We start from the raw sequence: 22646 nt of genomic DNA, 5'->3' as shown, positions 1-22646 counted from the left end.
CTGACGGGAGAGACCATGTCTGATTTTGATCGTGAACCCACCGGCCGCAGGGGCAGTAAAGCCTCTGCCGGTAAAAAAAGAGGGCGCTCAGACCGCCGTCGCCGCCGGGATGAGGATTATGACGATGATATTGAATACGATGATGAATTTGGTGATGACGAGCCGGATGATGATTATGACGATGAAGAGGATACTGCGCGCATGAGTAAAAAAGGGCGCAAAAACAAGCCGCCTAAACGACGCTGGCGCTGGTTCTGGTTCCTGGTCAAACTCGGCATTGTGATGGCTATCCTGCTGGGGATCTACGGTGTTTATCTGGCCGGAAAAATCAGTGACCGCCTGGACGGCAAAGTCTGGGATCTGCCTGCCGCGGTTTACGGACGCACCGTTAACCTTGAGCCGGGTATGGATTACAGCCTGAATGAGATGGTTAAACTGCTGGAAGGTATGCAGTACCGCAAAGTCACCAAAATCACCCGTGCCGGTGAATTTTCTGTGACCGGTAATACCATTCAGATGCTGCGCCGCCCGTTTGATTTCCCGGACAGTAAAGAGGGGCAGATCAACGCCCGTCTGACCTTCGGCAGCAGCGGACTGGAAAAAATTGAAAACGTGGATAACGGCCGCGAATTCGGCTTTTTCCGCCTCGATCCGAAACTGATCACCATGATGCAGTCCGCGAATGGTGAGCAGCGTCTGTTCCTGGCCCGCAGCGGCTTCCCGGATGAGCTGGTCAAAGCCCTGCTGGTGACCGAAGACCGCAATTTCTATGAACATGACGGTATCAGCATCACCTCTATCGGACGTGCCCTGCTGGCAAACCTGACGGCGGGACGTGCGGTACAGGGCGGCAGTACCCTGACACAGCAGCTGGTGAAAAACCTGTTCTTATCCAACGAACGGACACTGGTGCGTAAAGCCAATGAAGCCTATATGGCACTCATTATGGATTATCGTTACGACAAAGACCGTATCCTGGAACTGTACCTCAACGAAGTGTATCTGGGGCAGAGCGGGGATGAACAGATCCGCGGCTTCCCGCTGGCGAGCCTCTATTATTTCGGCCGTCCGGTGGATGAGCTGAGCCTCGACCAGGTGGCACTGCTGGTGGGTATGGTGAAAGGGGCGTCAGTCTATAATCCGTGGCGTAACCCGAAAAATGCGCTTGAGCGCCGTAACGTGGTGCTGAAACTCCTGCAAACCCAGGGTGGTGTCATCGATCAGGAAATGTATGATGTCCTGAGCGCACGTCCGCTGGGTGTGAAAGAGAAAAGTGGTGTGATCACGCCGCAGCCTGCGTTTATGCAGCTGGTTCGCCAGGAACTGCGCGAGAAGCTCGGCGATAAAGTGGATGATCTGTCCGGGGTGAAAATCTTCACCACGCTTGATCCGGTTTCACAGGATGCGGCTGAAAATGCCGTTGAAGAGGGCGTGAAAGCTATCCGTGCGGAACGTAAAAAACCGGAGCTGGAAGGCGCGATGGTGGTGGTTGACCGCATCAGCGGCGAAGTCCGTGCGATGGTCGGCGGCTCCCAGCCTCAGTTTGCCGGGTTTAACCGCGCGATGGCAGCGGAGCGCTCTATCGGCTCACTGGCAAAACCGATGACCTATCTTACCGCGCTCGGTATCCCGGACTCTTACCGTCTGAATACCTGGCTGGACGATCAGCCGCTGACCATCAATGTCCCGGGCGGCGGCGGGACCTGGTCACCGCGTAACGACAGCAAAACCTTCAGCGGCCGTGTGATGCTGGTGGATGGTCTGGCGCGCTCTATCAACGTGCCGACGGTTAACCTCGGTATGGCGGTCGGTCTGGATGCGGTAGCTGATACCTTTATCCGTCTCGGCGCACCGCCGAAAAATATCCAGAAAGTTCCGGCGATGCTGCTTGGCGCGGTAAACCTGACGCCATTGCAGGTTTCTCAGCTGTTCCAGACCATCGGCAGCGGCGGTAACCGCGCGACATTGTCCGCTCTGCGTTCCGTGATTGCGGAAGACGGTACGGTGATTTACCAGAGCTTCCCGCAGGCACAGCGTGCTGTTGCCCCGCAGGCTGCGTATATGACGCTCTACGGTATGCAGCAGGTAGTGGAACGCGGTACCGCAGCGCGTCGTCTGGGATCGAAATTCGGTAAATACCATCTGGCCGGGAAAACCGGGACCACCAACCTGATGCGCGACAGCTGGTTTGTCGGTATTGACGGCAAAGAGGTCACCGTTTCGTGGATGGGACTGGATGATAACAGCCCGTCCGGCCTGTACGGTGGCTCCGGTGCGCTGGTGCTTTACGGCCGTTATCTGGACAATCAGCCGCCGCTGGCGCTGAACCTCACACCGCCGGAAGATATCGCAGAGATGGCAGTGGATGCGGACGGCAATTTTGTCTGCAACGGCGTGGGTGTCACCCGGACATTACCGGTCTGGACAACAGATGCACAGGCACTGTGCGGACAGCAGGCCCCGGCTCAGCATCAGGGCGAAGAAGCCCCAGGCTGGCTGAAAGATATGTTTGAACAGTAATCCCCTGTTCTGTGAGAAGCAGTGAAAAACCCGCCGTAAGGCGGGTTTTGTTTTAGGGTATACGCCCAGCTGTTGCATGATGAGTAACACCATGATACGGTGTTACATGTCAGGCAACAGAAGCTGAAATGATGATCAAATCATTCAAACACAAAGGGCTTAAGCAACTTTTTGAAAACGGTGTTATTTCAGGGATTCCGGCTCAGGATGCTGTCAGAATTAATGATCGTTTGCAGGCTATTGATTCTGCAACCATGATTGACGATTTAAATATTCATATTTATAAATTACATCCCCTGCGGGGGGATCGGGTGGGTATCTGGTCAATAACAGTGAGAGCCAACTGGCGTATTACATTTGAATTCAGAAATGGCGATGCGTATATTTTAAATTTGGAGGATTATCACTGATGAAACAAGCTATTGTTTCACATCCCGGTACAATCGTAGCCAATATACTGACTGATCTGGGGGTGGGAGTCCGTCAGTTTGCCGGAAATATCGGGGTAACACCGGCAACGGTTTCCCGGTTTTTATCAGGTAAAACGGCGCTGACCCCGGCACTGGCGATACGGATAGCGGCAGCGTTAGGCAGCAACCCGGCATTCTGGCTGCGCTTACAGGCAAATTATGATTTGCACCGCCTGGAAAAGGAAATCGATATTTCGGGGATCACGCTGTACGGTTCTTCTGAAGAAGATGGTTTTTGTAATACATCACCGGATAAATAAACAGAATCTGAAAGCGCACCCTGAGGTGCGCTTTTTGGTGTCATACAGAATGTTTCAGCTTACTTCTTCTTCGCTTCCTCAGCAGCTTCTTCGGCTTCCACTTCTTCATACCAGCGCGGGTGATGTTTCTTCGCCCAGCGGCGGCTGACTTTACCTTCCACCATACCTTTGATCGACCCTTTCACCCAGAAAGCCATATACATATGGATCAGGATAGCGTGGATCAGGATGATGGCCGCCGTTGCATGGATCAGCAGGCTCCAGCGGATCATCCACATCGGGAAGTAGTGCGCAAAGTACGGACGCCAGATGATGATCCCGGTGGCAAGCAGGACGAAGATCATGCTCATAATGCTCCAGAACATCATTTTCTGTCCGGCGTTGTATTTTCCGACACGCGCCACATGGTGCTCGTTGCCTTTCAGTACTTCGATAATGTTTTTAATCCACGGCAGATCTTCTCTGTCCGGGATGTTGTGCTTAACGAAGCGGAAAAACATAAACATCAGCACGACGAAAATCAGCACACCGAAGAACGGGTGCAGAATACGTCCCATCGCCGGTGTCCCGAATGTTTCCGTCAGCCATTGCAGTGTCGGGAAAAACAGCGCAATACCGGATAAGGAGACCAGGAAAAAGCAGATCACCACTGTCCAGTGACAGGCACGATCAATAAACTTCGTGCGGACAATCATTTTGCTTTTCTTACTCATGGTGAGTTTCCTCCTCTTCCTCATCGTCCGTTTCTTTGTTCGGGCCGATCCCCACGTAGTGGAAAACCAGTCCGGCAAAGGTGGCGATAAACCCGATAGCCGACAGCGGTTTCAGTACCCCTTTCCAGAGATCGATTGGTGTATCAATCTGCGGATCTTTCGGCAGCCCGTGATAGAGCTCCGGATTATCCGCGTGCTGAAGCACATACATCACGTGTGTGCCGCCGACACCGTCCGGATTGTAGATACCGGCATTGGCAAAGCCGCGTTTTTGCAGTTTCTGCACGCGCTCATCCGCCACTTCCAGCATGTCTTTTTTGGTGCCGAAATGGATAGCACCGGTCGGACAGGTTTTCACACAGGCCGGTTCCTGGCCCACGCTGACCCGGTCAACACAGAGTGTGCATTTGTACACCCGGTTATCTTTCGGATTCAGACGCGGGATATTGAACGGACAACCCGCAATACAGTAGCCGCAGCCGATACAGTGTTCTGACTGGAAATCAACGATACCGTTAGCATACTGAATAATGGCACCGGCAGACGGGCAGGCTTTCAGGCAGCCCGGGTCCGAACAGTGCATGCAGCCGTCCTTGCGGATAAGCCACTCCAGTTTGCCGTTCTCTTTGGTCTCGCTGAACCGCATGACAGTCCAGGATTTGGCGCTGAGATCGGTCGGGTTATCATAAACCCCGGTACAGAACCCGACGTCATCCCGGATATCATTCCACTCGGAACAGGCCACCTGACAGGCTTTACAGCCGATACAGGTGGATACATCGATCAGCTTGGCGACTTCAAACTTGTCGTCACGGGCCTGAGGAGGCGGCGTTATGCTGTTGGTCGCAGAACGTTTGATAATGTCTTGAGATTGCATGGACATAATTCCTCCTTACGCCTTCTCGATGTTAACTAAGAACGCTTTAAACTCAGGCGTTTGCGAGTTGGCGTCACCGACTCCCGGGGTCAGCGTATTGCTGATAAAGCCTTTTTGGGCGGCACCCTCAAAACCCCAGTGAATCGGAATTCCGACCGTTTCGACCGGCTTACCATCCACCATCAGTGTCTGAAGACGCGGTGTGACGACAGCAACCGCGCGGATAAAGCCGCGTTTACTGCTGACTTTTACTTTGTCGCCGCTGCTGATCCCTTTGGCATTCCCCAGGGTTTCACTGATTTCCACAAACTGTTCCGGCTGTGCGATAGCATTGAGCCGTGCATGTTTGGTCCAGGTATGGAAGTGTTCTGTCAGACGATAAGTCGTGCCGACGTACGGGAATTCCGTATGATTTCCGAGACGTTTTTTGTCGTCCTCAAAGATACGGGCGGCCGGGTTGGAAACGACTTCCGGATGCAGCGGGTTAGTACCAATCGGTGTTTCAAACGGTTCATAGTGTTCCGGGAACGGGCCTTCCGCCATTTTATCGATGGCAAACAGACGGCCTAAACCTTCCGGTTGCATGATAAACGGCCCGGTACCGGCGTCCGGTGCAGAGGTATTGAAGTCAGGGATATCGTTACCGACCCATTTTTTACCGTTCCATTCGATAAGAATACGGTTCTTATCCCATGGTTTACCCTGCGGATCAGCAGAGGCGCGGTTATAGATCACACGGCGGTTCAGTGGCCATGCCCATGCCCAGCCAAGGGTATTACCGATGCCGGACGGGTCACTGTTATCCCGTTTCGCCATCTGGTTACCCTGTTCGGTCCAGCAGCCGGTGTAGATCCAGCAGGAGGACGCGGTGGAGCCGTCATCACGCAGCAGGGCAAAGGAGCTGAGCAGTTCGCCTTTTTTCGCCTGTAAATTGCCGTTGGCATCATACAGATCTTCAAGGGCCACGCCGTTGTTCTCTTTGGCGACTTCGTCGGATTCCGGATTAAACGGCTGCTTGTAATCCCAGGACATTTTCATCAGCTGATCAACACCCTGACCGCCTTCCTGTTCATACAGTTCGCGCATTTTCCACAGAATACCGGCAAGGATCTGACCATCGGTACGGGCTTCTCCCGGGGCATCCGCCGCTTTCCAGTGCCACTGTAACCAGCGGCCGGAGTTGGCAATCGAGCCGTCTTCTTCCGCGAAACAGGTGGATGGCAGACGGAACACCTCAGTCTGAATGGATGCGGTATCGACATCATTCATATCGCCGTGGTTCTGCCAGAAGCTCGCGGTTTCAGTGCTCAGCGGGTCAACGGTTATCAGGTATTTCAGTTTGCTCAGGCAGCTGACCACTTTGTTTTTGTCCGGGAAGGACGCAACCGGGTTAAAGCCCTGACAGATATAGCCGTTGATTTCGCCTTTATTCATCATGTCGAAATACTTCAGCACGTCATAAGCCTGATCCCACTTCGGCAGCCAGTCATAGCCCCACTGGTTCTCTTTGGTTGCTTCATCGCCGTAGAACGATTTCATCAGGCTGACGAAGAACTTCGGATAGTTGCTCCAGTAGTTGACCTGGCCCGGCAGCGTGGCTTTCGGCGTATTCGCGTTCAGATAGCTGCCGATATCGGTCTGTTTCTCAGACGGCAGAGTCAGATAACCCGGCAGGCTGGTGGAGAGCAGACCCAGGTCTGTCAGCCCCTGAATATTGGAGTGACCGCGCAGGGCGTTCACGCCGCCGCCTGCCACACCCATATTGCCGAGCAGCAACTGGATCATCGCCATGGTACGGATGTTCTGCGCACCGACGGTATGCTGGGTCCAGCCGAGGGCGTACAGGAAAGTGGCCGCACGGTTGGCCGGGCTGGTGGACGCCAGAATTTCACAGACTTTGAGGAAATCTGCCTGCGGTGTGCCGCAGATTTTTTCCACCATATCCGGGGTATAACGGCTGACATGCGTTTTCAGCAGATTCCACACGCACTGCGGATGTTGCAGAGTGTCGTCACGCAGGGCATAACCGTCTTCACCGAACTGGTAATTCCAGGTGGTTTTGTCGTAACGGCGTTTTTCAGCATCGTAGCCGCTGAATAAACCGTCGCTGAAAGCATAATCCTCACGGACCAGTAACGGCGCATTGGTGTAATGGCGCACATACTCGTCGTGGAATTTCCCGTTTTCCATCAGATACAGGATCACACCGGAAAGGAAGGTAATATCGGTTCCGGAACGGATCGGGATGTAGTGATCTGCCACCGATGCGGTCCGTGTAAAACGCGGATCGACAACAATCAGTGTGGCATCGTTGTTATTTTTTGCTTCCATCGCCCAGCGGAATCCGACAGGATGTGCTTCCGCAGCATTCCCGCCCATTACCACAACGACGTTGGCGTTTTTGATATCAACCCAGTGGTTGGTCATGGCACCGCGACCAAATGTCGGAGCAAGACTTGCTACCGTTGGTCCGTGTCAGACACGCGCCTGGTTATCGACTGCCAGCATCCCGAGGGAACGGGTAAATTTCTGGGTCAGCATCCCGGTTTCGTTACTGGCGGCAGAGGCGCAGAGCATCCCGGTGGTCAGCCAGCGGTTTACCGTAGTGCCTTCGCTGTTTTTTTCAATGAAGTTAGCATCACGGTCGGCTTTCATCAGGCGGGCGATACGCTCAAACGCGTCATCCCAGCTGATACGCTGCCATTTATCAGAACCCGGCGCACGATACTGCGGATAACGCAGACGGCTCTCACTGTGAATATAATCGAGCAGACCGGCACCTTTCGGGCATAACGCTCCGCGGTTAACCGGATGATCAGGGTCACCCTCGACGTGGAAAATTGCTGATTTGGCATTCATGGCACCATCGCCCATGCTGTAAATCAGCAATCCGCACCCGACGGAGCAGTAGGTACAGGTGTTACGGGTCTCTTTTGAACGGAGTAATTTGTATTCCCGGACATTGGACATTGCTACTGACGGCATAAAGCCTAAAGCGGCGGCAGTTGTTCCGGCGAGACCACCGGCACAAACCTTAAAGAACTGTCTGCGGCTGAAATTCATCGCATCCTCTTTTTTATTTATTTGTAAAAAATCGTGAGGAGAATATCAGCAAAGGTTGAATTTATATTGCCTGAAATCAATGAAAGTGAACTTTGATGTTTAATAATTATTAATTGAGGTTTTTAGTGTTTTGTAAATAATCACAAAGTGGTAGTAAGGTAAATTTAAATTTGATTCAGATCAATTAAACAAAATACATAAAAAGAGAAAACAGGAAAATAAATCAAATGTATTCCGGACATCATAACAAAATTATATTTGTTAAAAAACAATTTAAAAATGGCGGATATCCGAATCGTCATTTTTAAAATGGGAAGGGGATTGCCCCATCTGTTTTTTAAACATAATGGAAAATGCACCTGCACTGTTGTAACCCAGCTCATAGGCCACTTCGGTAATAGATTTCCCGGACAAAATATGAGACAGCGAGTTAAGCAGGCACGCCTGCTGCCGCCACTCTGAAAACGACATCCCGGTCTGGGTACGGAAAAAACGGCTGAAAGAACGTTCGCTTTTATGCAGCTGCTCAGCCCATTCCCCGGGCTGTGAGGTAATCACCGGCTTGCGCATAAACTCGCGGCACAGACGGCCGAGTTTCTCATCACGCGGGATCGGCGCGAAAAACGGCAGCGGAGGCATACGTGCCAGTTCGCAGAGAATAAGCTGCATCAGCATACCGTCACGCCCCTGAATATCATATTCCGCCGGGATATCCACGGCTTCCAGCAGCAACTGGCGCAGCAGCGGGGAAACACTCACCACCTCACAACTGACGACGTGGCGCGGTTTTGCTGCCGGTTCGATATACAGACTGCGGGTGCTGACATTCAGCATCCGTGTTTCATGGGCGACCTGTTCCGGTATCCATACCCCGCAGGACGGCGGGATCACCCATTCACCGTCCGCGGTGCTGACTTCAATCAGTCCGGTGGCCGGATACAAAAACTGCGCCCGGCGGTGAGCGTGATATTCCAGCAGGGTATCAGGCAGATAATCTGTACCGAGCGCAATGACATCCCGCGCGATATTATCCACGCTTTTTAACGGAATATTTCTCATAAGTGCTGTGCTCCGTATCTGACTGAAAGGAAAAACCGGCGGGTGTTATATCAGATCCCGTCACCGCAAAACAGGTCTTATTGTGATAATAACGGAACCGGATGCCGCATCTGTATTTTTACGGTAACAAATACAAAACGTTCAGTTAACAGTAGCGGGAAAGAGGCCGGAATTCAATTGTCGTTGTCTGATTTGCGCATGGCGGCAATATATTAATCTATTACTATCTTGCTGCCGCCATTCTGTTTGTTCAGATTATCATTATTACCGGTTATTAACTGATTACCGGCGGTGTGATGTTATTTCCGGTTATTTAAAATTAAATAATATTTATTATTTTCTGATTGTTAAATTCCGCAATGTGTTTCTCACTCGGGGTAAATCTATTATGAGTCATCAATCCGGCCACCATAATGAAAAATCCGCCGCGCCCGGCGAAATAAGCCGCCGCCGTTTTATACAGGTCAGCTCCGTATTATCTGCCGTCCCGTTTCTGGCCTCTGAAAGTATTGCATCCGCGCCGTCTGATCCGGCACATATTCCGGTTCATCAGGCGGATGACGGCGTGCGCATTGTACCGACCTGCAGCAGCTTTGACTGCGGCGGGAAATGTGATATCCGCGCTCATATCAAAGACGGAAAAGCTGTCCGCATCACGACCCGGCCGGATGCGGATCTGAATGAAGAGATGCCGATCATGCGCGCCTGCGTACGCGGACGCGGTTACCGGAAATTTATTTATCATCCGGATCGCCTGAAATACCCGATGAAGCGGGTCGGTAAGCGCGGTGAGGGACGTTTCGAGCGCATCAGCTGGGATGAGGCCACCAGCCTGATTGCCGCCGAATGGCAGCGCATCAGTGATAAATACGGCCCGGCGTCGCGGTTTGTCAGCCTGAGTACCGGGGTGACCGGCGGGATTTTTTCCGGCGCGAACATGCTGCGCCGCCTGTTTAATCTGACCGGCGGATTCCTGGAAAACTATCACTCGGTCAGTAACGGTAACACCATGGCCGCCACGCCGTATACCTACGGAACCGCCGCCAGCGGCAGTACGCTCGATACCCTGGAAAACACCCCGCTGGTGATCCTGTGGGGGCATAATCCGAATGAAACGATTTTCGGGCACAGCAACCACTATTTTCAGAAGATGAAAAAGAACGGCACCAAATTTATTGTCGTTGATCCGCGCTACTCCGATACCGCGTCCTCGCTGGCCGATCAGTGGATACCGATCCTGCCGACAACTGATAACGCCATGATGGACGCGATGATGTATGTCATCGTGACAGAAAATCTTCATGACCAGTCATTTATTGATAAATACACCCTGGGATTCAGCGAAGACCAGATGCCGGAAGGCGTCGCGGATAATGAATCGCTGTCAGCGTATCTGACCGGTAAAAAAGACGGCGTTGCCAAAACCCCGGAATGGGCAGAAAAAATCACCAAAGTCCCTGCGGACACTATCCGTCAGCTGGCACGTGAATATGCCGTAACCAAACCGGCGGTACTGATGCAGGGCTGGGGACCGCAGCGCCATATCTGCGGTGAGCGGAGTGCACGCGGTGCCACGCTGCTGGCAACCATCACCGGTAATGTCGGTGTGCGCGGCGGCTGGGCGGCAGGTTACGGCATGGCGCTGAACCCGGAACTGCGCAAAACCATCGCCGGTCCGGCGCTGTTTGATAACCCGGTCAAAGCCAAAATTAATATCACCAACTGGGTGCAGGCGTGTGAAGACAAAACCCTGGTGACCCCGGAGAACGGACTGAAAAATGCAGACAAACTCGGCACCGAAATCAAAATGATGTTTTCGATGGCGGGTAATTACATGACCAACCAGAACACCGATATTCTTCATGCCGCGAAAGTGCTGGAGGACGAATCGAAAGTCGAATTTATCGTGTGCAGTGATCTCTATCTTACACCGAGCGCCAAATATGCCGATTTGCTGCTGCCGGAAACCAGTTTCCTCGAACGCTGGAATATCGGCGGTACCTGGAGTTACGGTGATTACCTGATCCTGTCTGAAAAAGCCATTGAACCGGAGTTTGAGCGCCGCACGGACTATGACTGGCTGTGTGAGGTTGCTGAAAAACTGGGGGTCCGTGATGAATTTACGGAAGGTCACGAAACGGATCGCGACTGGATAGAATTCCTCGTTAATGATGCCGCACAAAAGCGCCCGGAAGATAACATCCCAACCTTTAATGAACTGCTGGTTAAACGCCGCCATTTATTAACGCATCGCCCGCATACGCAGAATGTGGCCTTTGAGAAAAATATTCAGGATATAGAGAACAACCCGTTCCCGACCCCGTCCGGCAAAATCGAGATTTTCTCCAAACGCCTGTATGACATGCACAATCCGGAGATCCCGGCGCTGTCTCACTATGTTCCGGCAACAGAAGGGCCGGAAGACAGCCTGACCGGGAAATACCCGTTACAGCTGATCACCTGGAAAGGGCGCAACCGTGCGAACTCCACCCAGTTTGCCAACCCGTGGTTACAGGAAGTGCAGCGCCAGGAGCTGTGGATCAACCCGGCGGATGCGGCGGATCGCGGTATCGGTGACGGCGAAAAAGTGAAAGTGCATAACGAGCGCGGGATCACCATGATCCCGGTGAAAATCACACAGCGCATTATGCCGGGAGTGGTGGCATTACAGGCCGGTGCCTGGTGGCAGCCGGACAGTAACGGCATCGATCAGGGCGGATGTGCCAACGTGCTCACCTCGTCACGCAGTACTGCGCTCGCCCACGGCAATGCGCACCAGACACTATTAGTTGAGGTGGAAAAAGTAGTTGAGGTGGAAAAAGCATGAGCAAATTTATCGTTTATCCGGCAGTCAGCGACAAACAGTTAGGTTTCTATATTGATTCCGCCCGCTGCTCCGGCTGCAAGGCGTGTCAGGTGGCGTGCAAGGATAAAAATAATCTTGATGTCGGCCGCCGCTTCCGCCGCGTGTATGAAATGTCAGGCGGCGGTTACAGCCGCAATAAAAACGGTGCACTGATCAATAACGTGTTCGCCTATACGCTTTCCATCTCCTGCAACCACTGCAAAGACCCGATCTGCGTGCGCAACTGCCCGACAACTGCGATGCATAAGCGTGAAGGGGACGGCATCGTCATGGTCAATACCGATAAATGTGTCGGCTGCGGTGCCTGTGCGTGGTCATGTCCGTACGGTGCGCCACAGATGAATCCGGAAACGAAACAAATGTCGAAATGCGATTTCTGTATTGATCTTCAGCAGAACGGTGAGCAGCCGGTGTGTGTCAGCACCTGTCCGCTCGGGGCGATTCAGTTCGGGCCGATTGAGGAATTGCGGGCGAAATACGGTGACCTTGATTACGTGACCGGGCTGCCTGATCCGTCGATTACACATCCGAATCTGGTGATCAATCCGCATCAGGGCGCAAATTTTGATGATATGAACAGTGAGAGAAAAGAAAAATGAATGAGTGGTCACTTTTAATTTTCACTTACATGATGAATGCGGCGGCGGGGCTGTGCGTTGTGAGCGGGGTGTTTGCCGTGCATCTCAGCCGCCGCCTCCCGGCAGACAGTTTTAAACGTTTTATGATGCTGACGATTTTTATTATCTGTGGCATCGCCGGTGCGGGCTCAGTTGCATCAATTACTCACCTCGGTGTGCCGCTCAATGCCCCGAATGCGATTAATAATGTGTTCAGCGCCTGGCTCAGCCGGGAAGTGGTGGTAACGGCGGCGTTTGTCGGCGCGCTTGGTGTCAGTTTTCTCTGGCTGTGGAAGACAGGAAAATTCTCTTTCCTGTTATACGGCGGGGCAATGGCGATCGGGCTGGCGGATATTTTTTGTATGGCATCGATTTACCGCTATACCTCGATTCTGACCTGGAATGACATCAACACCTATCTGATGTTTTACGGCACAACACTGACACTCGGTGCTGTCCTGTTTGTTCTGGTGGTGATGGTGATCCGGAAAGCCGGACACCGGGCCGGGATGACATTGCCTGCTGACGCACTGTCATTATCATCATTATGGCAGCTGTGGAGTGTGATGGCGGTAAGTCTGATCGGGCGCCTGCTGTATCAGCCGTTTTATGCGCATTACCTGACGCGTACGCAACTGACACACAAATCAATCACCTTTCCGCTGTCACCGATTGAGGCGTATGACAGTATTGCCGGGCTGCGGATTGGTGTCTGGATGGCGGCGGTGATTGGTGTGGTACTCTGCGGTATCTCTCTGGTGCGGGCACAGAAAAAAGCACGCAGCGGTTTACCGGTCTGCGGCGGGTTTATCAGCGGCTGTCTGCTGACCATCGCGGCAGAGTTTATGCTGCGCTATGTGTTCTATTACATTCATATCTGACGGGGGATGTTATGAGCAGAACAGCTCACTATGCGGCTGCATTTAACGTGCTGGGGATCTGCTATCTGTTCCCGCCGGATGATGACAGCAACCGGACTGCCATGCGCCTGTTTACCCTGCCGGGATTTGCACAGCAGTGGCCGTGTGAGGTGGATGACACACTTTGCCTGCAACTGAGCCGTACGGCTGCTGCGGGCACAGAAACGCTGAAATCTGCATGGCAGTCACTGTTTGCCGGGCCGGGGGCGTTACCGGCTCCGCCCTGGGGTTCGGTATATCTGGATGCGGAAGGATTATTGCAGGGGGATTCAACCCTTGCACTGAGTGCGTTTTTAAAACAGGAACGACTGAAACTCAATACTCCGTATCCGGAACCGGCTGACCATATCGGACTGATTTTATTTCAGGCGGCGGTACTGGCCTCTGAAATGCGGGCGGCGGCAGTAAACACGCTGCTCAGTCAGCACCTGATGAACTGGCTGCCGCGTTACGCACAGCGGCTGGATACCCACGGAAACAGCCCGTTTTACTCCGCACTGACCCGGCTGGCGCTGACCACCGTACAATCATTTATAAAAGCATAATATTCACAGTTATAAGGTTTGATTACATTGCTCGTAATCTTATACGCCTCTTTCTCCGGAGGCGTATTTTTTTGTTGCAGTACTGCGAGGTTTTCCTTAAGTTAAATTTTCTGCAGAGTTACAGTGCTGCCAATTTATCATCATGGTGATACGGAGCTGATTGCCGAATGAAACTGAAATATTTATCGCCGTTGCTGTTAGTACTGGTCAGTGCGCCGTTATTTGCCGCACCGGATATTGTCAGTGAATGCAGCAAACCCGGCCGTTCCGTTGACCGGGAAATGCAGATAGTGATGGAGCATACGCTTCATATTGATATAAAGCAGATCGATGAAAGCAAAACCAAAACAGAAATTCTGTCTGCTCAACCGGCCGGGGAATTGCTGATTTCTCAGTTTGCACAGGAAACTTATGATGCCCTGACAGACAAAGCCAAAAGCTCACCGGAATCCTATAAGAAACTGTTTTCCGCTAACCCGGCGTATAACCTGGTTTTGCGGATCACGTATGTGAATAAAGAGAATAAGAAGAATATCTTTATCGCCTCCGGACTGGCTGACAAGGATGAGTGCTCGGTTCGCTTTAACGGCTGGCTGACAGAGCAGCGGGAATTCTGATCCGGTAAGATTCAGTCAGCGGAAAGATACGGTGGCACCAGATCGTCCAGCAGGGCGATCAGCGCCGGATCGCCGTAATGATAATCATCTGGGATCTCAAGGACATGAAGGGGTTTGTGATCCAACAGGCGGGTAAATTCCGCTTTCAGGCGGTTTTTGTGTTTTTGCTCCATCACAAAAATCACATCAGCCCACTGAAGTAACGCCGGGGTAACCCGGCGTTTTGCATTGCGGCTGGTACCGGCGGAACGAACTGACCACTGCGGGTGATTCCGCCAGTGATGTTCGGCAGTCGGACTGCGCCATTGATTGCGGCTGCAGATAAACAGGACATTCATACTTTATCTTCCTCATCGCAGGCGTTGCGCGTCAGAACCGCCTGACTGATTTGCGGATATGCCATGCCCAACTGAGCCGCCCGGATCATTTTTTCACTGCGACCGTACATCATTTTCCAGCATTTTTCTGCCGGATAATCATATAACGATGCATCGTGCTTCTGATCACGGGATTTATTGATACGTTTTTTAAATCTGCGCCAGGCGCGGTTTCGGGTGTTATCCATCTTTTTCTCTTTTTCAGAATTGAATTACCGGGTTCAGCAGCCGCGGTAATACGGAAAAAGAGTGGGCTAACAGAGGGAATTTTAAGCAGAAAAAAAAAGAAAGCAAGACGAAAAACAAAAACGCCCGGACAGATGCCGGGCGTGACGGGTTATGCGGTATTACAGTTTTGAGAAGGCGTAAGCGGCCGCATCGATGGTTTTACGGATATCTTCATCACTGTGAGCGACAGACATAAATCCGGCTTCAAAGGCGGATGGCGCCAGGTAAATGCCCTGTTCCAGCATCAGATGGAAGAACTTCTTAAAGCGCTCAACGTCGCAGTTCATCACATCCTGATAGCAGGTGACCGCCGGTGCATCGGTAAAGAACAGGCCGAACATCCCGCCGACATGGTTAACCACAAACGGAATACCCGCTTCACGGGCTTTTTCGCACAGGCCGTCCGCCAGCATATCCGTCAGTTCGGTCAGGCGCTGATGCACACCCGGCTGAGCGATTTCATGTAAGCAGGCCAGGCCCGCCGCCATGGCGATCGGGTTACCGGACAGGGTTCCAGCCTGGTAAACCGGGCCGGTCGGGGCCAGTTTTTCCATGATTTCACCACGGCCGCCGAAGGCGCCCACCGGCATTCCGCCGCCGATAATTTTACCCAGACAGGTCAGATCAGGTTCAACATCATAATGTGCCTGCGCACCGCCGAGGGCGACACGGAAGCCGGTCATCACTTCATCGATAATCAGCAGAGCACCGAACTCATCACACAGGGCGCGCAGGCCCGGCAGGAAGTTCGCTGACGGCGGTATACAGTTCATATTCCCGGCGACCGGTTCGACAATGATACAGGCGATATCGTGCGGGTGTTTTTCAAATGCCTCACGGACAGAATTGAGATCATTATAGGTGCAGGTCAGCGTGTGTTTGGCAAAGTCTGCCGGGACACCCGGTGAGTTCGGCTGGCCGATGGTCAGTGCGCCGGAACCGGCTTTGACCAGCAGGCAGTCGGCGTGTCCGTGGTAACAGCCTTCAAATTTGATGATTTTATCGCGGGCGGTGTAGCCGCGCGCCAGACGAATCGCACTCATCGTGGCTTCTGTGCCGGAGTTTACCATCCGCACCATATCCATGGACGGCACCAGTTCGGTGACAAATTTGGCCATTTCCACTTCATCGGCGGTCGGCGCGCCGAAGCTCAGTCCTTTTTCCACCGCTTTGATGACTGCGGTGCGGATGGCCGGGTGATTATGTCCCAGTACCATCGGTCCCCATGAACCGACATAGTCGACATAGGCTTTGCCGTCGACGTCATAAATATAGGCTCCGTTGGCGCGTTCGATAAACAGCGGAGTACCGCCGACGCCGTTAAAGGCACGAACCGGTGAGTTAACGCCACCCGGGATAAAATGTTGTGCTTCAGTATAGAGATTTTCAGAACGGCTCATGCAGGACTCCTGTCAGTCGGTGAGCGGGAAATTCCGGCTATTGTAAAGGAGAGCGCCGGTGAATCCAACTTATCGCATTATCCTCATGATAACTATATCCTTATTAATAATGTGGATACTGTGCTTTCTGTGTGACGAAACTTGAACGATTGCCGGAGGTGGTGGATAATCACCGGTAGTGTCCGGAAGCGGTCAGCTTCTGCGTGTGTTTACTGGTCGCGGCCAGTCTGGAGTAATAAATGAGCGATGATTCAGCAATGCCTCTGCAATTTACTGATGCGGCAGCTAAAAAAGTAAAAATATTAATCGCGGATGAAGAAAATCCGAACCTGCGTCTGCGTGTGTATATCACCGGCGGCGGCTGCAGCGGTTTCCAGTATGGCTTCACTTTTGATGATGCCATCAATGACGGCGACATGACCATCGAGAAAGAGGGCGTGGCGCTGGTGGTTGATCCGATGAGCCTGCAATATCTGGTCGGCGGTTGTGTGGATTATACCGAAGGGCTGGAAGGTTCACGCTTTATCGTGACCAACCCGAATGCCAAAACAACCTGTGGCTGTGGTTCATCTTTCAGTATCTGATTTATCCGCAGATAACAAATAAAACGGGCGCTTTTGCGCCCGTTTTGAGATTGCTGACAAAGCAGGATAAAACGTGGTTTTTCCTGCTTTGTGTTATTAGCCGAAAATCAATAAATTGATTTTCCTGGTTTATTTTTACAACCACTGTCGGTCGTCGCCAACCCCTGCGGGTTTGTCAACGGCCTGAAAACGGGCGCTTTTGCGCCCGTTTTGTTTTTATGCCGATAAGTATCATTAAAGAAAGAAGGGTTATTGTCTGCAACCTGTACCCATACAATAAAAGAGGATAATTGTTTATATCCGGCCTCAGACAGAGAAAATCGGTCATTCAGGATGATTTTATTCCGCTGCACTGCAAAAATCAGGATCTCCGGCTGAAACAGGAGCATATAAATACGGCGGATTATATTATATAACGGTGTAATACTAATATTATTTGTCAGATAAACTGATGAATTAATAAAATGAAATAAAAATATATTATTTAATATTTTTAATCCGGATTTTTTATTGCTATATAGTTTTTAATTTAATTATTTATTAAATATCAATCGCATTTACGGCATTTTAATGCAGTGCTGAAATCAGTTTATTATTTTGATTTATAATCATTTTTTATTTCCTTCTCCTGGCTTTATTATATTCAGCCTTGGCTGACTATATTATCGCTATATATTTATATCTATAGCGGTAAATTGATTTCATCTTGATCCCGCTCAATATGCCGGTATTTCACTCATTTACACTGAACATGTAAAAATATTACCTGTTCACATCGGTCACACCTGAAATATGAGAAATAAATGCAGGAATATACCGGACTATTTTATCTCAGCCAGTGATACCCGCCGGAGCGTTTCCGGCAGCGTACGTTAAGGAATCCCGATGATTTACCCGCTGACAGAACAGACCCCGGTTTTACAGCATAATGCGGCGTTGCAGCGGTATGTCCGGCGCTATGCCGATATTGAAAAACAGACACAGCAGGCCATTGCGCAGTACGGATTACCATTTGAAGCGCCACACCGCCGCCGGGCGGAAACGGATGCACTGCGCCGTGAAGTCAAAGCGCTGGGGGCGGTTTTTGCCAATAACGGCAAAAGTATTCACAGCCGCTGGCTGTCATCCGCGTGTGTGCAGTGCCGCACCGGTGAGGGCAGTTACACCACATTTTTATCACTGAAATGTCACCGCGACTGCTATTTTTGCTTCAATCCGAATCAGGAAAATTACGATGGTTTTCAGCATGAGATGCGTGATGCCATTGGTGAGGTGAATGCGATAGCTGAGGAGGAGTATCCGCTGACTCACATTGCGCTGACCGGCGGCGAGCCGCTGCTGTTTCGTCAGGAAAGCATCCGTTTTTTTGAGACGGTACAGGCGAAGCTGCCCGGCGTTCATACCCGGCTGTATACCGCCGGTGATCCGCTGGATCGCAATACGGCACTGGCACTGGCGGCAGCCGGTCTGAAAGAGGTGCGTTTCAGTATCAAAATTGATGATCCGCCGGAGAAAATTGAAAAAGTGCTCAGCCGGATAGCGCTGGCACGGGAGATTTTTCCGGATGTGATGGTGGAAATGCCGGTGATCCCGGGCAGCGAAGAGCAGATGTATGATTTGCTGGTGAAACTGGATGCTATCGGCGTGGACGGCATCAATCTGCTGGAATTCTGTTTCCCGCTGACCAACAGTCCGGCCTATCAGGAACGGGGCTTTGCCCTGAAAAATCCGCCTTACGAAGTTTATTACAACTACTGGTATGCCGGTGGTCTGGCGGTGGCGGACAGTGAACTTGCCTGTCTGCGGGTACTGAAATTTGCCCTCGAAAATCAGCTTTCCGCCGGTGTGCATTACTGCTCACTGGAGAACAAACACACCGGCCAGGTGTATCAGAGCAACGCGTTTCTCAGCGCGGAGCCGTATTACCTTTTTTCTCCCCGCGATTATTTTTTCAAAAGTGCGAAGGTGTTCGGTGAGGATTGCGCTGCTGTCGCGGCGGTGCTGCGCAAAGCAGATGTCCCCTTCCGGGAAGATCTCCTGCACGATTTTTTACAATTCAGTCCTGAATCGATTATGCACCTGACGGACACCCCTGAACTGCCTGTTCTGCTGACATCCCATATTGCGGAGGCCGATGAGCAGGGCAATCCCCTGATTAAAGAAGTGCGGGTTGAACTCACCACGCCCGCTGAATTTTCGCCCGACGATATCCACGGAGGTATGTGTGAACAGTGATGACCGGGACCCGGATTATCTGTATGCGCGTCAGTTTGCTTATGACGTTCTGCGCCGTCTGCTGACGGACGAGCCGACAGCGGAACTGCTGGTTTATCTGCGTGATGAGGGGCTGTCACTGTTTCCGGCAGATGACTCGCTGCCCGCCATGCAGAGTGCGCTTGATGCCATGCGGGATGATCTGAACACCCGTATGCTTAAACAGGGGGCATCTGATTTTGAGGTGCTGCACTGGGACTTTACACGTCTGTTTATCGGACCGGAATCACCGCCTGCACCGCCGTGGGAGTCAGTTTATGTCTCCCGCGACAAACTGTTGTTTCAGGAGAGCACCCTGAGCGTGAAAACCTTTTATCAGCAGCACGGTTTTCATCTGCCGGAAACGGAGTATGAGGCGGCGGATCATATTGGCTATGAACTGGATTTCCTGTGGAAGCTGAGTGAGCAGGCATCACAGGAACTTGATCGTGAACAGGCGATATGTGAGCGCATTACCGCACTGCTGGCGGTTTCATCTGAATTTATGCAGGCACATCTGCTGGCGTTTATCACACCGTTCTGCCGTGAACTGAATAATCACGCGGAAACAGGATTTTATCGTCAGCTCAGTACGCTTCTGGAAGTCTTTGTCCGGAATGATTATAAAAAAATCAATGAATTAATAAACTTACAATAATAATTTAAAAACATGATGATGAGGTAAGAGCAATGTCAGACAGACAGAAAACCGGCGTAACCCGCCGTTCATTTCTGAAATGGACGTCGGCAGCATCCGCCATGGCGGCACTGCCGCTGAGCAGACAACTTCATGCCGCCACCCCGGCACCGGCACAGACCACCCCGGCGGCACCTTCAGCCGCCAAAGGGCAGTGGAAACCTGTCGCCTGCTGGCATAACTGCGGCGGCCGCTGTGTTAATAAAGCACTGGTGGCTGATGGCGTGGTGATCAGACAAAAAACCGATGATGTGGTGGCCGATTCCCCGGACTTCCCGCAGCAGCGCGGGTGTCTGCGCGGCCGTTCCCAGCGCAAACAGGTGTTCGGGGCAGATCGCCTGAAATACCCGATGAAACGCAAAAACTGGGCACCGGGCGGCGGGGATAAAACCCTGCGCGGCCGCGATCAGTGGGTGCGTATCAGCTGGGATGAGGCGCTGGATATTGTGGCATCCGAAACCAAACGTATCACCGGACAATACGGCAATGAATCCCTGTGGGTTACCGGCGGTAACGGTACGGATTTTCAGAGTGTATTCGCTGCCGCAGGCGGTTTTACCGGTGACTGGGGAACAACTTCCTGGGGAGCGTGGTTTGAAACCCCTGCCCATCTGGGGCTGCTGGAAGGGTTCTACACGTTCGGCACCAATGACCGTTTTGATATGCGTAACTCACAACTGATTGTGATGTGGGGCGCGAACCCGGCGTGGTCCAGCCCGGGCAGTCCGACTTATAACTACTATCAGGCGAAAAAAGCCGGAGCGCGTTTTATCAGTATCGACCCGAGCTATACCGCCACCGCAGAACTGATGGATGCAGACTGGTATCCGATCAACCCGGGTACAGACCACGCGCTGGCGCTGGGAATAATGCATGCGCTGCTGGAGATGGACAGCCCGGAAAATCCGCTGATCGATTGGGAATTCCTGCGCCGCTGCACTGTCGGTTTCGATGAAAGCAATATGCCGTCAGGGGCCGATCCGAAGAAAAACTTCAAAGATTATCTGCTGGGTACCTACACCGGCAAACCGACCACTCCGGAATGGGCGGCAGATATCTGCGGTATCTCCGCATCGGATATCCGCTCGCTGGCACGTCAGATTGGCGGCACACAGCGCGTGGCGTTGTTAACCGGCTGGGCACCGGCGCGTATTCATAACGGTGAGGGGTGGGTTCAGGCATTTTCAACACTCGGCTTTATGACCGGCCATATGGGCCGCCCGGGCCGCATGACCGGCGCGTGTTGTCACTATGCCGCCGGGAACAACGGCACCCGCCTGTTGATGGCCGGTGCGAACGGCTTACCGGCAGTGAAAAACCCGGTCAGTCTGAAAATCAACCACAACGAACTGAACCGTGCTCTGCTGGAGAAAAAATTCCGTCAGCGTGGTGTCGGGGATGTGGATGCCAATATTCAGATGATTTTTCATCCGTTTAACGCCACCTTACAGACCCGCGCCAATATTATGCAGGGGATTGAGGCTTACCGCAGCGGTGTGGAATTTATCGCGACCGCAGCCTATGTCCCGCATACCTGTGCGAAATATTCGGATGTGATCCTGCCGGTGACAACCGAGTGGGAGCGCGAGGGAACCATTCTTAACCCGAGTAACCGTGAAGTAATCATTGCTGCGGTGAATGTGACTCCGCCGCTGTATGAAGCGAAAAGCGACCAGTGGATTGCGAAAGAGCTGGGTAAACGCCTGGGTGTCAATGTGGATGAGATCTTCCCGATCTCTGAAAAGCAGCAGTTCTTCAACAAACTCAACGGTGCAACCATCATTACCGAAGATGGTGTTACCAAAGCGCCGCTGTTCACCATTACACAGGCGGATATTGATGAATGGCAGGTGACCGGCACGCCGCAGGAAGGACGTATCACGCTGAATGAATTCCTGACCAAAGGGAAATATCAGGTGGAGCGCACCGCGGATGATAATTACGGTTATATTGCGTATGAGGACTTTATCCGCGATCCGGTTGCGAATCCGCGTCCGACACCAAGCGGTAAGTTTGAAATCTACTGTGAAACGCTGACGGAGAAAGCGAAAGAGTGCGGCTGGACAGAATTACCGCCAATCGCCGAATACATCCCGTCTGCGAGCGGTTATGAAGCCAGTTTTAAAGATTTCAGCAAAAAAGAGAAAGGGGATTATCCGTTCCAGGTCTATAACCCGCACTATCTGCGCCGTTCACACAGTACCCTGGATAACGTGCCGTGGCTGCGTGAGCAGTGGCCGAGCCCTATCTATATTAATGCCTCCGATGCCAAACGTCTGGATATCAAACAGGGCGAAACGGTTCTGGTGACCAGCCCGCAGGGCAAAATCCTGCGTCCGGCACTGGTGACCCAGACCATGAAACCGGGTGTGGTTGCACTGCCGCACGGCAGCTGGACCAATGTGGATGAAACCACCGGGATCGATATGGCCGGGGCGGATAACTCCCTGACGATTCAGGTACCGACCGGGCTGGGCACCTCCGGGTGGAACACGATGCTGTGTAATATCGAAAAATGGCACGGTGAGCAATTAACTGACGATGCGCGTCTGCCGCAGCGGATTATCGGATAAGGGGCAC

Annotated in this window: 20 protein-coding genes; 12 read left to right on the top strand and 8 right to left on the bottom strand. The window is 52.3% G+C overall.

What is annotated here, in order from left to right; translation table 11 throughout:
- The first annotated feature begins 15 nt into the window (after positions 1-15).
- The 3 genes from mrcB to R5268_RS16360 all read left to right on the top strand — a co-directional run bounded on the left by mrcB (position 16) and on the right by R5268_RS16360 (position 3250).
- Positions 16-2520 (top strand): bifunctional glycosyl transferase/transpeptidase, encoded by a 2505-nt coding sequence (gene mrcB, locus R5268_RS16370; RefSeq protein WP_218455094.1) that lies wholly within the window; start codon positions 16-18, stop codon positions 2518-2520.
- Between the two features lie 131 nt (positions 2521-2651).
- Positions 2652-2930, top strand: a complete 279-nt coding sequence (locus tag R5268_RS16365) for a type II toxin-antitoxin system RelE/ParE family toxin (protein ID WP_052926456.1) — start codon at positions 2652-2654, stop codon at positions 2928-2930.
- Positions 2930-3250 carry a HigA family addiction module antitoxin gene (locus R5268_RS16360; protein ID WP_218455095.1) on the top strand — a complete coding sequence of 107 codons (321 nt, stop codon included), beginning with the start codon at positions 2930-2932 and terminating at the stop codon, positions 3248-3250. Before R5268_RS16365 ends, R5268_RS16360 begins: the two co-directional genes overlap by 1 nt.
- Before the next feature lie 59 nt (positions 3251-3309).
- Here the strand turns inward: R5268_RS16360 and fdnI are convergent, their stop codons facing one another.
- The 4 genes from fdnI to R5268_RS16340 all read right to left on the bottom strand — a co-directional run bounded on the left by fdnI (position 3310) and on the right by R5268_RS16340 (position 8962).
- Positions 3310-3963, bottom strand: coding sequence for a formate dehydrogenase-N subunit gamma (gene fdnI / locus R5268_RS16355; RefSeq protein ID WP_317419784.1), 654 nt, complete (start codon positions 3961-3963; stop codon positions 3310-3312).
- Positions 3956-4846: a formate dehydrogenase subunit beta gene (gene fdxH, locus R5268_RS16350; protein WP_052926392.1), complete on the bottom strand. Its 891-nt coding sequence runs from the start codon at positions 4844-4846 to the stop codon at positions 3956-3958. Before fdxH ends, fdnI begins: the two co-directional genes overlap by 8 nt.
- A 9-nt stretch (positions 4847-4855) precedes the next feature.
- A complete protein-coding gene (gene fdnG / locus R5268_RS16345) occupies positions 4856-7903 on the bottom strand; it encodes a formate dehydrogenase-N subunit alpha (RefSeq protein WP_317419783.1) in 3048 nt (1015 codons plus the stop codon).
- A 273-nt stretch (positions 7904-8176) separates the two neighbouring features.
- Positions 8177-8962: a helix-turn-helix transcriptional regulator gene (locus R5268_RS16340; RefSeq protein WP_317419782.1), complete on the bottom strand. Its 786-nt coding sequence runs from the start codon at positions 8960-8962 to the stop codon at positions 8177-8179.
- A 388-nt stretch (positions 8963-9350) separates the two neighbouring features.
- Here R5268_RS16340 and R5268_RS16335 point away from each other — a divergent pair, with 388 nt between their 5' ends.
- From R5268_RS16335 to R5268_RS16315, 5 genes are all read left to right on the top strand, one after another.
- Entirely contained in the window at positions 9351-11789 is a 2439-nt protein-coding gene (locus R5268_RS16335; RefSeq protein WP_317419781.1) for a DMSO/selenate family reductase complex A subunit, read from the top strand.
- Positions 11786-12427: a DMSO/selenate family reductase complex B subunit gene (locus R5268_RS16330; protein ID WP_107680587.1), complete on the top strand. Its 642-nt coding sequence runs from the start codon at positions 11786-11788 to the stop codon at positions 12425-12427. Before R5268_RS16335 ends, R5268_RS16330 begins: the two co-directional genes overlap by 4 nt.
- A complete protein-coding gene (locus R5268_RS16325; protein ID WP_317419780.1) occupies positions 12424-13326 on the top strand; it encodes a dimethyl sulfoxide reductase anchor subunit family protein in 903 nt (300 codons plus the stop codon). The genes R5268_RS16330 and R5268_RS16325 overlap by 4 nt, the downstream gene beginning before the upstream one ends.
- Before the next feature lie 11 nt (positions 13327-13337).
- On the top strand, positions 13338-13910 hold the full coding sequence (dmsD, locus tag R5268_RS16320) for a Tat proofreading chaperone DmsD (RefSeq protein ID WP_052926397.1): 573 nt from the start codon (positions 13338-13340) through the stop codon (positions 13908-13910).
- Positions 13911-14077: 167 nt separating this feature from the next.
- Positions 14078-14527 (top strand): hypothetical protein, encoded by a 450-nt coding sequence (locus R5268_RS16315; RefSeq protein WP_317419779.1) that lies wholly within the window; start codon positions 14078-14080, stop codon positions 14525-14527.
- A gap of 11 nt (positions 14528-14538) precedes the next feature.
- Here the strand turns inward: R5268_RS16315 and R5268_RS16310 are convergent, their stop codons facing one another.
- The 3 genes from R5268_RS16310 to hemL all read right to left on the bottom strand — a co-directional run bounded on the left by R5268_RS16310 (position 14539) and on the right by hemL (position 16532).
- Positions 14539-14865, bottom strand: a complete 327-nt coding sequence (locus tag R5268_RS16310) for a low molecular weight protein tyrosine phosphatase family protein (protein ID WP_046895115.1) — start codon at positions 14863-14865, stop codon at positions 14539-14541.
- On the bottom strand, positions 14862-15092 hold the full coding sequence (locus R5268_RS16305) for a hypothetical protein (protein ID WP_218455100.1): 231 nt from the start codon (positions 15090-15092) through the stop codon (positions 14862-14864). The genes R5268_RS16310 and R5268_RS16305 overlap by 4 nt, the downstream gene beginning before the upstream one ends.
- A gap of 159 nt (positions 15093-15251) precedes the next feature.
- On the bottom strand, positions 15252-16532 hold the full coding sequence (gene hemL, locus R5268_RS16300; RefSeq protein WP_218455101.1) for a glutamate-1-semialdehyde 2,1-aminomutase: 1281 nt from the start codon (positions 16530-16532) through the stop codon (positions 15252-15254).
- A 239-nt stretch (positions 16533-16771) separates the two neighbouring features.
- Between hemL and erpA the strand changes: the two genes are divergently transcribed.
- Positions 16772-17116: an iron-sulfur cluster insertion protein ErpA gene (gene erpA / locus R5268_RS16295; RefSeq protein ID WP_004235975.1), complete on the top strand. Its 345-nt coding sequence runs from the start codon at positions 16772-16774 to the stop codon at positions 17114-17116.
- Positions 17117-17223: 107 nt separating this feature from the next.
- On the opposite strand, the gene R5268_RS16290 is transcribed toward erpA, so the two are convergent.
- Positions 17224-17505, bottom strand: a complete 282-nt coding sequence (locus R5268_RS16290) for a hypothetical protein (RefSeq protein ID WP_317419778.1) — start codon at positions 17503-17505, stop codon at positions 17224-17226.
- A 496-nt stretch (positions 17506-18001) separates the two neighbouring features.
- Between R5268_RS16290 and R5268_RS16285 the strand changes: the two genes are divergently transcribed.
- Genes R5268_RS16285 through R5268_RS16275 form a run of 3 tightly spaced genes read left to right on the top strand, consistent with a single transcriptional unit; the run spans position 18002 to position 22639 of the window.
- Entirely contained in the window at positions 18002-19351 is a 1350-nt protein-coding gene (locus tag R5268_RS16285; RefSeq protein WP_317419777.1) for a radical SAM protein, read from the top strand.
- Positions 19341-20027 carry a molecular chaperone TorD family protein gene (locus tag R5268_RS16280; protein ID WP_317419776.1) on the top strand — a complete coding sequence of 229 codons (687 nt, stop codon included), beginning with the start codon at positions 19341-19343 and terminating at the stop codon, positions 20025-20027. The genes R5268_RS16285 and R5268_RS16280 overlap by 11 nt, the downstream gene beginning before the upstream one ends.
- 32 nt (positions 20028-20059) lie before the next feature.
- On the top strand, positions 20060-22639 hold the full coding sequence (locus R5268_RS16275; protein ID WP_317419775.1) for a molybdopterin-dependent oxidoreductase: 2580 nt from the start codon (positions 20060-20062) through the stop codon (positions 22637-22639).
- Positions 22640-22646: the final 7 nt, after the last annotated feature.

It is taken from the genome of Morganella sp. BCCO 40_0007 (assembly GCF_032989665.1).
GTDB lineage: Bacteria > Pseudomonadota > Gammaproteobacteria > Enterobacterales > Enterobacteriaceae > Morganella > Morganella sibonii.
Note: the sequence above shows the minus strand (reverse complement) of the source record. Positions and strands in the feature narration are given on the sequence as shown.